The 12,047-nt window shown below is 56.9% G+C and carries 9 protein-coding genes; 4 read left to right on the top strand and 5 right to left on the bottom strand.

What is annotated here, in order from left to right; translation table 11 throughout:
- Together NW837_RS11330 and NW837_RS11325 are read right to left on the bottom strand one after the other, a co-directional pair.
- Positions 1–1,269 (bottom strand): DUF3084 domain-containing protein (locus NW837_RS11330; protein ID WP_414331611.1); only part of this gene is annotated, 1,269 nt, incomplete at its 3' end.
- Between the two features lie 105 nt (positions 1,270–1,374).
- The gene (locus NW837_RS11325; RefSeq protein WP_414331610.1) at positions 1,375–2,355 is read right to left on the bottom strand and encodes an alpha-ketoacid dehydrogenase subunit beta; all 981 of its coding nucleotides are present in this window, start codon (positions 2,353–2,355) and stop codon (positions 1,375–1,377) included.
- A gap of 183 nt (positions 2,356–2,538) precedes the next feature.
- On the opposite strand from NW837_RS11325, the gene pdxA reads away from it, so the two are divergent.
- From pdxA to NW837_RS11310, 3 genes are all read left to right on the top strand, one after another.
- The gene (gene pdxA, locus NW837_RS11320) at positions 2,539–3,561 is read left to right on the top strand and encodes a 4-hydroxythreonine-4-phosphate dehydrogenase PdxA (protein WP_414331607.1); all 1,023 of its coding nucleotides are present in this window, start codon (positions 2,539–2,541) and stop codon (positions 3,559–3,561) included.
- Between the two features lie 90 nt (positions 3,562–3,651).
- Positions 3,652–4,767 (top strand): aldo/keto reductase, encoded by a 1,116-nt coding sequence (locus tag NW837_RS11315; RefSeq protein ID WP_414331612.1) that lies wholly within the window; start codon positions 3,652–3,654, stop codon positions 4,765–4,767.
- Positions 4,768–4,854: 87 nt separating this feature from the next.
- Positions 4,855–5,286, top strand: coding sequence for a hypothetical protein (locus NW837_RS11310; protein ID WP_414331606.1), 432 nt, complete (start codon positions 4,855–4,857; stop codon positions 5,284–5,286).
- Positions 5,287–5,321: 35 nt separating this feature from the next.
- Here the strand turns inward: NW837_RS11310 and NW837_RS11305 are convergent, their stop codons facing one another.
- Complete coding sequence (locus tag NW837_RS11305) at positions 5,322–5,552, bottom strand: DUF2555 domain-containing protein (protein WP_414331604.1); 231 nt, start codon at positions 5,550–5,552, stop codon at positions 5,322–5,324.
- A gap of 237 nt (positions 5,553–5,789) precedes the next feature.
- Here NW837_RS11305 and NW837_RS11300 point away from each other — a divergent pair, with 237 nt between their 5' ends.
- Entirely contained in the window at positions 5,790–7,568 is a 1,779-nt protein-coding gene (locus NW837_RS11300; protein ID WP_414331602.1) for a flavin reductase, read from the top strand.
- Here NW837_RS11300 and NW837_RS11295 read toward each other — a convergent pair.
- Both NW837_RS11295 and NW837_RS11290 read right to left on the bottom strand, forming a co-directional pair.
- Entirely contained in the window at positions 7,502–7,915 is a 414-nt protein-coding gene (locus tag NW837_RS11295) for a Uma2 family endonuclease (RefSeq protein ID WP_414331600.1), read from the bottom strand. The two genes, NW837_RS11300 and NW837_RS11295, sit on opposite strands and share 67 nt — an antisense overlap.
- Before the next feature lie 67 nt (positions 7,916–7,982).
- A complete protein-coding gene (locus tag NW837_RS11290; RefSeq protein WP_414331598.1) occupies positions 7,983–11,726 on the bottom strand; it encodes a PAS domain S-box protein in 3,744 nt (1,247 codons plus the stop codon).
- Between the last annotated feature and the right edge of the window lie 321 nt (positions 11,727–12,047).

The raw sequence follows: 12,047 nt of genomic DNA, 5'->3' as shown, positions 1-12,047 counted from the left end.
GGCAACTAGCTTCACATCCAGAGGGGTGGTGCTCTGGCGGAGATGCTGCACAACCTCCAGAAACTTGACCTGGGAGAACTCCCCCACAGTGCCGGTGATGGGATCCGAGAGAAGCCCCTCCTCTTGCGAGCGCTGATTGGCCTGGTTCAGCAGCCCCAGCAGTTGCTGTTGGATCTGATTTTCGCTCAAACCCGGTTGAATCACCCCGTGGGCCAGCACGGATCCCTTGGCGAAAATCCGCTGGTTGGGGTAAATCTGCACGAGCACAGGCACAGGCTCCCCCTTGAGCCGGTTGGTAACAGAGAGAATGCGCACCGCCCAGCTACCGGGCTCTTGCAACTTCTCCAAGGCTTGATCGGCATCCTCGCGGCGGATCAAGATCGCGTTTTCCAGAGGGGGCATGGGCTGGGATCCAAGGGCAAGGGCCCGCTGTTCCGCCTGGGCCAAAAGGTGCTCAAACTGCCGCCGGATCGCCTCTGGTTTTGCCCCTCTTGGAGCCTCCACAACTCCTGTTGCCAAAACTTCCCCCGCCAAGATGGCCAGTTCCCCCCGCCGCAGCCGCACCGCCAATTGGTTGAGCTGCTCGATCTCCTGCTCAAGCTGGTTTTTCTGGTTCTCCAGTTGGGTTAAGGCCGCCTGCACCACATCCAGGGAGCGCTCCAGCTGATCCCGATCCAGTTGCAGGGCTTGTTTTTGCGACTCCAGGGTGGCGATCACCTGGCGGGCCGACTCCACCTCTGCCTTCACTGCCTCCAACTCGGCCTGGGCTCGATCCAAACTGGGCTGCACCTTGGCCAGTTGCTCGTTGGCTGCCGCCAGCTTGGCCTCCGCCTCCTGCCGCTCCTGCAGCGCCACTGCCAGCTGATCGCGCACTTCGCTCAGGCGGGTTTGGGCTGCCGACTGCTGGGTGCGAAATTGATCTAGATCCACCTTGAGGTGGTCTCGCTCAACCCTGAGAGCGGCATTTTCCGCTTCCAAGAGGGCTTTCTGGCGGTTGAGGGCCCGCAGCTCTTGCTCCGCCTGGGCAATTTGGTTGGTGTAGCTGAACAGGGCCTCCGACAGAGAGCGGTTGAGGAGCAGCAGTGTGCCCAAAGTCAGGGCGGAGATGCTCACGCCGGTCACCACGGCCACCAGAATGGCGGTATGGCGGGGGCGCAGGTTAAACCAGGTAAGGCGCTTTTTGCCAATGCGGTAGCCCACCCGATCCCCAACAACGGCAATCAGGCCACTGACAACCAACATGTAGAGGATCAGCAGTACGCCTTGCATATTCGCGGATCCCTGCCATGGAAATCTTAGCAAGGTTGCCCTGAGGATTTTGCAAGTTGCTGGGAGATAGATTTCGGCGCTGTTTTGTAGGGATTTTTGGGGGTTCTAATCCGCGTAGAGGAGCCGCTCCACCGCCGCCACAATATCTGCAGGTTGCACGATGGTGGCCGCCTCCAGCGTGCCGTTGTAGGGGGTGGGAATGTCCTGCGAAGCCAAACGCATCACCGGCGCATCCAGCTCATCGAACAGTTCTTCCATGATGCGAGCTGTCAGTTCCGCCCCAATGCCACCCGATTTCATGTCTTCCTCAACAATGATCACCCGATGGGTTTTGCGCACCGAAGCGGCAATGGTTCCCATATCTAAAGGTTTCAGCGAGATTAAATCGATCACCTCAGGGTCGATCTCCTGCTGCACCAAAGTGTCCACGGCCTTGAGCACGTGGTAGCGCATGCGGGAGTAGGTGAGCAGGGTAACATCGGAGCCGGATCGGACGATTTCGGCTTTGTCCAGAGGCAAAAGGTATTCCTCTTCTGGCAGATCTTCTTTCAAGTTGTACAGGAGCACATGCTCGAAAAAGAGAACGGGGTTGTCGTCGCGGATGGCGGACTTGAGCAAGCCCTTGGCATTATAGGGAGTTGAACAGGCCACGATCTTAAGCCCGGGCACCGCTTGGAAGTAGGCCTCTAGCCGCTGCGAGTGTTCTGCTCCCAACTGACGACCCACCCCGCCCGGCCCGCGGATGACCATCGGGATCTTGAAATTGCCCCCGGAAGTGTAGCGCAGCATACCGGCATTGTTGGCAATTTGGTTGAAGGCCAGCAGCAGAAAGCCCATGTTCATCCCTTCCACCACCGGGCGCAAGCCGGTCATGGCTGCCCCGATGGCCAGGCCGGTGAAGCTGTTCTCGCAAATGGGGGTATCCAGCAGGCGCATCTCCCCGTACTTGCGATACAGGTCTTTGGTGACTTTGTAGGAGCCGCCGTAATGGCCGACATCTTCTCCCAAAACAAATACGTTGGGATCCCGGGCCATTTCTTCGTCGAGGGCAGCACGCAAGGCGTTGTAAAGGAATGTCTCGGCCATAGAGGTTCAATATCGCTAAACCCTCATTAAACCATTTTGCCGGCATGGATCCCCTTGCAGCTGACTTGATAGGCTGAGCTCAGAATTCTTGCTCAAAGGGATGGCGACCTTCCCCACAGCTTTCCTCAGCACTCTCTTTCCCCTGGAACATGGGGATCGTCCGTCTTCTCAAGAAAAGACACCATGAGCATTCCACGGCCCAAACTGGCGCTGACCTTGGGGGATCCCGCGGGAATTGGGCCGGAAATTGTGCTCAAGGCGCTGGCGGATCCTGAGGTGCAGTCTTGCGCCCACATCACGGTTGTAGGGGATCGGCAGGTTCTAGAAGCCACCTATCGCCTGCTGAGAGATCGGTCGCCGGCTCCATTGGCCCATCCGGCAGGGATCCCGATGCTGGAATGCAACACGGGCTTTTGGTTGCAGCCTGGCCGTGTCGGTCAAGGGGATGCCGACAGTGGTGCGGTTAGTTTTGCTTACCTGAGAACGGCGGTCGAACAGACGCTGCGGGGCGAGTTTCAGGGGATCGTGACAGCGCCCATCGCCAAGTATCTCTGGCATCGAGCCGGCCATCGGTTCCCTGGTCAAACAGAAGTTTTGGCCCAGCTGAGTCGGTCTGAGCACTACGGGATGATGTTTGTCGCCCGTTCCCCCCACAGCGGTTGGCAGATGCGGGTTTTGCTGGCCACCACCCATATTCCCCTCGGCCAAGTGCCCACCGTGCTGACTCCAGAGCGGGTGCGGACAAAGCTGAATGTGCTGGTGGGATCCCTGCGCCACACCTTTGGGATCCGGGATCCTGTGATTGCAGTAGCCGGCCTGAATCCCCATGCCGGCGAACAGGGGCAACTGGGATCGGAGGAAAAAGAATGGCTGACCGAGCTGCTGCGCACCTATGCCCACGCCCAAATTTGGGGGCCGCTTCCCCCCGACACCATGTGGCTGGCTCCCGCGCAAGCCTGGCATGGCCAGGGATCCCCAACTGTGGCAGATGCCTACTTGGCTCTCTATCATGATCAAGGTTTGATCCCGGTGAAGATGCTGGCTTTTGACCGGGCAGTCAACCTGACAATTGGGTTGCCTTTTGTTCGCACCTCTCCCGATCATGGCACCGCCTTCGACATTGCCGGCCAAGGGGTGGCCCGATGCGAGAGCTTCAAGCAGGCGATCCTGCTGGCGGCAGAACTGCTGGGCAAAAACCCCTCCTGAGGGAAACCATGCCTGTGCCCGGCCATCTGAAGCTGTCTCCCGCCTCTGGGGGGTGATTTGATGGGAGTTGCTGGCATCACCTCAGCCGCAATGCTCTACCGTCGCTTTGGGCGCACCCAACAGCTGGTCTCGGTTTTTTCTCTGGGCAGCATGCGCTTGGTCAATGTGCCCAGGGATCAAGCTCAGGCAACCGTTGAGGCAGCCCTAGCCGCAGGGATCAACCACATCGAAACGGCTCAGGCTTATGGCCATGCCGAGGTGCTCTTGGGCGAGATTTTGCAAACCCTGCCCTTTTCACGCCATCAGTTGATTCTGACCAGCAAACTCACTCCCACAGATGGGTTGCGAGAGCGGCTTCAGGGATCCCTGCGCCGTCTGCGGGTGGATTACTTGGATCAATTTGCCTTTCATGGCATCAACCTGCCGGAACACCTAGAGTGGGTGCTGCAGAAAGGGCTGCCGATTCTCCAGCAGCTCCAGCAGGAAGGCTGGGTGCGCTACATTGGTTTTTCCACCCATGGATCCCTGGAGTTAATTTTGCAGGCCATCCAGACAGGATGCTTTGACTTTGTTAATTTGCACTATCACTTTTTCCAACAGCGCAATGCACCGGCCCTAGAAGCGGCTGCCCAGCAAGATATGGGCGTGTTCATCATTTCTCCTGCCGATAAAGGGGGAATGCTCTATCGCCCGCCCCAACACCTGCAGGAGTGCTGTGCCCCTTTCAGCCCCTTGGAGTTTGCCTATCGTTTTTTGCTGGCGGATCCCCGTGTTCACACCCTCAGCCTGGGCATCACTCATCCTGAGGAGCTACAGGTGGCCTTGTCGGCTTTACAGGATCCCGACCGTTGGTGGGTGGATGGCCCTCAGATTCAGGAGCGGTTGCGCCAAGCCGAGCAGGAACGCTTGGGATCCAGCCGCTGCACCCAGTGCTACGCCTGCCTGCCCTGCCCAGAAGGGATCCACATTCCCGAAGTGCTGCGTTTGCGCAACTTGGCCATTGCCCACGAGATGACGGAGTTTGCCCAGTACCGCTACAACATGTTCGGCCAAGCTGGGCATTGGTTTCCGGGGTCACCTGCCGACCGCTGTACCGAATGCGGTGACTGCTTACCCCGCTGCCCAGAACATCTGCCTATCCCGGAGTTGCTGGCCGAAGCCCACCAGTTGCTGCATCGCTCTCCAATCCGGCGGCTCTGGGAATGACCATTCCCCCTATCCTGTTTGGCAGAGCTCAACTTCGTTTATGATCGGTTGCAGTTTGTCAAGAGACTCACAAGGCGAGGCATCGGAGTGAATAGTCAGAGCCAAGACCGCTTAGACCGAGTGGAGCAACTGCTGGCTTGGACGGCTGAACAGACTGCTGCCAACAGCCGAGAAATCCGGGAGCTCCGCCAATCCATCCAGGAGCTGCGTCAGTCCATCCAAGAAAGCCGCGCCGAATTTGCCGAACAAGCTGCTGCCCAAGCTCAAAGCCTGCGAGAGCTACAGCAAGTTGTCAGCGAGACCCGCTCTGACTTAGCTCACCTTGCCGAGTGGGCAGAGGAAGTGACTCAAGCTCTGGTTACCCTCACCGCCCTACAACGAGAGCACGAACGCGCCATTCAGGCCATCAACCAACGGCAGGCGGAAACGGATCAGAGGTTCAACGTTCTCCTTGAAGAAGTGCGCTACCTGATTCGCCGGCAAGGCTCTGACGGAAATCCTCCCCCCTCGTTGCCCTGAGCACTGGGATCCCTTTAAGAACTGCAAGGACAGCCCTAATCTTCATCCACTTCCCACTCCAACAGATGTGCATAAGGGGCCACCAAGTCGGGGGCGTAAAAGGCGATGGCTCGAAGGGCATGCCAGTCTTCCAAGCAGCCAAAGACGGTCGGATACTCATTGCGCTCCAACCGCTCTGCAATTGCCGCCACATCAGCTTCAGTAAACTGGCGGGGATCCATCCCCTTGGTAGGGGCTTCCACTTTGGACTTGGATCGGGCAGACATAGGCAGCCTGAACACGCTACAAGCCGATCTTAGCCTCTTCCTTTTTGCCCGGCCGACTTTGAAAAAACTTGACACACTCCCCACCTCAATCGCTTGCTTCTTGCGCAGTTGTGAGGACGGGGCCTCAGACCCAACTTTTGGGTAAGCCAACCCCTGTTCTCCCGAAACTCTGAAAAGGGATCCCCATTCCTCCAGTTTCGTGGCAAGGTGAGGACAGATACCGCATCGGAGGCTTCTATGGAGAGCAAGATCCCCGCCCGCGATGTCCAAGTTGCCCTTATCGGCCCGTCCACGTTGGTTCTCCGCTCCCGCACCTGGGATCGCCTGAAGTTTGAGCTGGAATACGCTCGGCAACGGGGCACCACTGCCAATAGCTACCTCATCCAGGCCCGCCAAACCCTTCTCATCGATCCTCCCGGGGAATCGTTCACCAGCATCTTTTTAGAAGAGCTGGCCCAACACCAGTACCTGCAGCGGTTGGACTTTATTTTGCTCAGCCACGTCAACTTTAACCGCATTGCCACTCTCAAGGCCCTATTGCCTCTGGCTCCCTACGCGATGGTGCTCTGCTCCAAGCCGGGATCCATTACGCTACGGGCCGCCTTTGAAGAGATGGATCCCTTGCCCCGCAGTCGCGACGAAGAAGAAGCCGCCGATCTGGGCATTTTCTACAATGGCGACCAGTCTTTCCGTTTGCAGGTCATCCGAGATGGGGATCGCCTGGATCTGGGGGAAGGGCATGAGTTGCACTTTCGCACCGTGCCCACGCCCCGCCACCCAGATGCCCTCTGTACCTACGATCCGGCCACCGGGATCCTCTACACCGATAAGCTGTTCGGCGCCCATGTGTGCGATGAGCAGGTGTTTGACGAACATTGGCGGCAGCTCAGCGAAGACCGTCGCTACTACTTCGACTGCTTGCACCGCAACCAATTGCCCCAGGTGAAGGCAGCCCTGGCCAAGTTGGAAGAATTTCCCGCCCAAATCTATGCCCCTGCCCACGGCCCCTTGGTGCGCCACAGCCTGCGGCGCTTGCGGCTGGACTACCACACTTGGTGCGAAGAGGATCCCGGCGAGCAGCGGGTAGCTCTTCTGTACACTTCTGCTTACGGAAATACAGGTTTGATGGCCATGGCCATAGCCCAAGGGTTGGAGCGGGCCGGCGTTAAGGTGGAGCGGATCAACTGCGAATGGGCCACTCCGGAGGAGATCGCCCAAGCTCTGGAGCGCTGCCAAGGGTTTGTTGTCGGATCCCCGACTTTGGCCGGCCATCCTCCTGTGCAGATCCAAACCGCCCTTGGCATCATCCTTTCTTCAGTTCCCACCACCCGATTGGCCGGGGTTTTCGGCTCCTACGGCTGGAGCGGAGAAGCGGTGGATCTCATCGAGAGTAAGTTGCTCAATGCCGGCTTTTCCTTGGGGTTTGAGACGATCCGCGCCAAGTTTAAGCCCACCCCTGAAATCCTGGAAGCCTGTCAAGAGGCGGGATCCCAGTTTGCCCAGGCCCTGCGCAAAGCCAAACGAGCTCGTGCCCTTCGCCAAACCAGCAGCGAAACTCAGGCGGATCGGGTTGGGCAAGCCCTGAGCCGGGTGGTGGGATCCCTGTGCGTAGTTACCGCTCTGCAAGGAGAGACCCGCCGTGGCTTTCTCACCTGGTCGGTGGCCCAGGCCAGCTTCAATCCGCCGGGGCTAACTCTATCGGTGAGCAAGGACCAAGAAGCCGAACTGCTGACCTATCCCCAGGCACCCTTTGTGCTCAACATCTTGCGGGAAGGCAAAGGTAGCAATTTGCAACGGCACTTTCAGCGGCCCCAGCGCCCTGGAGAAGATCGGTTTGCCGGCTTGGCCACGGCCACTGCTGAGAATGGCTGCCCCATTTTGTTGGATGCCTTAGCTTACCTGGAGTGCCGTGTGAAAACTTGGATGGACTGCGGGGATCGCTACCTGGTCTATGCCGAGGTGGAACGGGGCAAGGTGCTGGATCCCACGGGGGTTACGGCCATGCGGCGGGGGTAGTGTATTGGAGAACAAAGAATTTCGATAATCCAGTCGGGTGCTGCGGTGAAGTCATCCTCTGGCTCGCCTGTTTCACTGAGGCGAATTCGATCCCACGCAATTACAGCAATATCGGGAACAATGGAACGACCGGAAAAAGTGCAACGCAGTTCGGGCAGGGCAGTATAGTCGGTGGTGCTGCCGTCAACCTCAGCCACGAGGCGTTTTTGCAAAATGGAATGGCGGACTTTGGGCAGCGGTTTTTGAATGGCAACTCCATCCACGTACTCCCATGCCGGAGACTCTTCTATGTGAGGCAACTTGAGGAAGTCTTCAAGAGTGAGAGCCAAATCTAGGCGAGTGGTCATAGGTTTAGGCAAAGCCCCCCCGGATCCCTGCCAGTAATGTATCCCAAAGCGAGGGGAAGAAGTGGAATTAAAATTGCGGCAATTCGGGTAGATGTAGCGTAAAAGTCGTCCAACCGGCAGAGCTGTTGACCTCAATGGATCCCCTCAGTTGATCCACCATTTGTTTAACCAAAGCCAAGCCCAGACCGGTGCCCCCTTCTTTCCAAGGATCATGGCTGGGGATCCGGTAAAAACGATCGAAAATGCGGGTGAGTTCCTCAGCCGGGATCTCTTGGCTATTCCTGACTTGGATGCGAGTTCGGTTGGCCTCAACCCTGACTTCTAGGCGGATGGATCCCTGGCCGGGGGTGTATTTCACCGCGTTGTGCAGGAGCTCCCGCAGGATACGCCCCAAAAGGAGAGGATCTGTGGTGATGCTGCTCTCCAGAGGCACGTTGGCTTGAAAGGTTTGCCCCTTAGTACGGGCGCGTTCGCCAATAGCCAACAGCAAATCCCCCAACAAGGCTTCCCAGGTCAGCGTTTGCAGATTCAAAGCATAGGCTCCTGCCTTTAGCCGCTGCAAATCCAACAGGTCATTGATCAGCTCGATCTCCCGTTGGCATTCCCGCTGGGCGATGGATAGGTACTGGGCCTGCTTCTCCCTCGCAGGGGCAACTTGCAGCATGTGCAACGCCATCTTCAGGCTGGTGAGGGGGGTGCGCAACTCGTGGCTGACGGTGCTGATAAAGTCATCTTTGAGGCGGTTAAGGCGCTCCAGGGCTTGCACCTGCTCTTGGGCAGCTCGGAATAGGCGCGCCTGCCTTAGGCCGATAGCACATTGATTGGCCACTTGAGCTACGAGATTCATTTCCTGCTCATCAAAACTTTCCTCGCTGCTGCGAAAAACCCACAGATCCCCCAAGACTTGCTCCCCATCCCGCAGAGGGCAGACCAAGACTGATCCTTGGCGGGGGGCGTCAGGAAGTAAACAATGGTCAGGAAGTAAACAAAATATGCAGGGCTCTCCTCGCAACAACTGGGCGTAGAGATCTGGATATTGGGCAAAGGGAATACAAGTATGCAAGGCCGACCCCAAGCGAGGACAATACTCGTAGCTGATGGTGGAAAGGGTGAGATCGGCGTTGTAAAGGCCAATATTGCAGCCATCTGCATTTAGGTTTTCTCCCAGCTCGCGCAGAGCGGTGTTGAGAATTTCAGCTTCATCCAGAGAGTCGCGCACCCGGTCAGTGATGCGTTTCAGCAGGGCCTCAAATTGCAGGGATCGCTGCAACTCAGAGGTGCGTTGCCGAACCTTTTCTTCCAAGGTTTGATTGAGGGCTTGCAGTTGTTCATATAACTGGGCCTGTTGCAACGCGATGGCTAATTGATCGCTCAGCTCTTGTAAAAGCCGGATTTCCCACTCTTGCCAAGGGCGGCTGGATTGGCAGTGCTGTGCCACCAGAAGGTCCCAGAGATCCTCTCCCCGCCGAATTGGGATCACCAAGTTGGCTTGGGCCTGGAAAGATTCCAAGAGCTCCCGATAGCAAGGATCCAAATTGGCCGTCGCCACGTTGGCTATGGCTTGCACAAAGCCCTCTTGGTACTTGCGGTAGCAAGGATCCTGGCGAAGGCAAGCATCCCACACCCGGCGGCCCAAGTGGCTGGGCCAGGGATCCGCCACCGACTCAGCAGCTACAAACCCCCCTACACCTTCCTGCAACTGATAGATCATCACCCGATCTACCTGGAGAAACTCTCGCACTTCCGCAACCGTTGTTTCCAAGAGGGTTTGCAAGTCCAAAGCTTGGCGGATCCGCCGCAATAAGGCCCCCAACAGTCGCTCCCGCTCTGCCTCTTGCCGAAGCACTTCTTGAGCTTCTTTGAGGGGGGTGATGTCCACAACAACACCGCAAACGGCATAGGGATCCCCTTGCTGATCCCGCAGGGCAAACTTGGTGACCCACTGGGTCAATCTCTTGCCATCGCGGAAAAAGGTTCGCTCGTAGCTGACAGGATGCGGAGATTGCAGGACTTTTTGATCCTGATCTCGAAATTCTAGAGCCTCTTCTGATGCGAACAGCTCACTATCCAACTTTCCAATGAGCTCTTCTGCCTTGCAGCCTCTCTGTTGTAGATAAGTCTTGTTTACATGAAGATAGCGCCCTTCCAGATCTTTGAGAAAGATGGGAAAAGGGATCCCATCCAGAATGGCCCTAAGCCGAGCTTCGCTTTCTTGTAGAGCCAGCTCTGCTTCTTTCTGCTCCGTAATATCTTCGGTAATGCCAACAATACGGATAACCTCCTGCTGTTCGTTCAAGATGGGTCGGCAAGAAGTACGCAGCCAGCGCAGCCTGCCATCCCGATGGAAAATGCGGTAGGTGATCTGCTGGGCTTCTTGAGTGGCTCGGGCGGCCACCTGCAGTACCCTTGGCAGATCTTCGGGATGGATCCTGTCTTTCCAGAGATCTGGCTTGCGGCGAAACTCTTCTGCTGTGTAACCCCAGATCTTCTCGCTTTGGGGGCTTTTGTAGAGAGACTGGCTCAAGTCTGCAGAATACACAAAGAAAACCACCGGTACAGCCTCTGCAATTTCTCGGAAGCGGGCTTCGCTCTCTCGCAAAGCCAGTTCCACCTGCTTTTGTTGGGTGATATCGCGGGTACTGGAAACGATCCCCTGAACCAAAGGATCATCCAAGAGATTGGTGCAGAGGCTCTCCAGCCACACCCAATGGCCGTCGGCGTGTTGGGCCCGGTAAATAAAGCTGAGTGTCTCGCCAGGTCGAGCCTTGAGTTGCTCAAGAGCATTAGCAACGTTCTGCCGATCCTCGGGGTGAACCCAATCCAAGGGTACGGCCTCTCCCTGATTGGGAGCACGCCCCAAAATTTTCTCAGCAGCCGGAGGATTTAAGGTATGCAGCAGACCTTGGGCATCGATCCGACACAAAATGTCGTGGCTGTTGTTGAGGAAGGCGCGAAAACGCTCTTCTTGTTCCCACACCTCCTGTTCCAGCCGCTTTTGTTCGGTGATATCTAGGACAATGCCGAGAAGCCCTAATCCTTTAGACTGATCCTGAAGCTTTACAGCGAAGCGATAGGTGTAGCGCTCCTGGCCTTGAATCATTTCCTTACCTTCGAATTGGCAAAACCCTTGCCGCTCTACGTCGGATAGAACTTGAGAGGTGTACTCCGGCCAGTGGGGATGTTGCTGAGCTGCCTCCTCCAAAGAAGTGCCCAGCAGATCGCCAAACCAGGCGCGGTCAGTGGCATTTTGCAAAATCAGCACTCCCTGGGGATCCCTGGCCCACACCGCCAATGGCAGGGCGTCCAACAAGATGCGCAGTTGGGCCTCCCGCAGCCGCAGGTTTTCTTCCAACTGTTTCTTCTCGGTAATGTCTCGGCCCACGCCGCGAATAAACTGCAAGCGGCCCCGCCGGTCAAAAATGCCTTGGTGGATCCACTCAAACCACCGCACCTGCCCCGCTGCATCCGCCACTCTGCTAATCCGGGTAAAGGTGGGCTGCTGAGGGGTAAGGTGGGCTATCTTTTGCTGCGCCTGCTCCTGCTCTTCTGCCAGCAGCACGTCGATCCAGTGCCTGCCCCGCCAATCCCCCAAGATTTTCTGGCAAGCTTCGTTACATTCCACCACCGTCGTATCTGCACGCGCCAGCATGATGACATCGGGAAAACCCACCTGATCCCGCTGCAGCCAGCGCTTTTGCCAGTACATCACCACGGCCAGTGAGGATCCCCAAAGGAGCAGCCAAAGCCATCCGGGCAGAGTGTTCCAGTTGAGTAAGGTAAGCAGGTTGACCAGATCCCAGGAGGCGCTCATGAAGGTTGTCGATTAAGTTAAGTTTAGAAAGTGTCAAGGAGTGCACTGCTTTTCGGTAGCATTTCTAACCCAGGATCAAGCACTGTGCCAACAATTCCCCATCTCCCCGAAAAGGAGAGCAAAGTTTGAGTCTACTGGAACGGTGGGGCAGTATCCTCGAAAAGGGGGCTTTCAGGGTGAAGAGTTGTTTCTTAGGTTTCCTGAGTGTTCGGATAGATAGTTCTGAATCCAGCGCACCAGCCGCTGAGAGAGCATGACTCTAGTCAATGATACGCTGGACTATACTGAAAATAATGTACAGTATGTTCAGTATGGCTGCTT

It is taken from the genome of Synechococcus sp. R6-10, assembly GCF_047461815.1.
GTDB lineage: Bacteria > Cyanobacteriota > Cyanobacteriia > Thermostichales > Thermostichaceae > Thermostichus.
The sequence above is the reverse complement of the archived record's forward strand: the minus strand, read 5'-3'. Positions and strand labels throughout refer to the sequence as shown.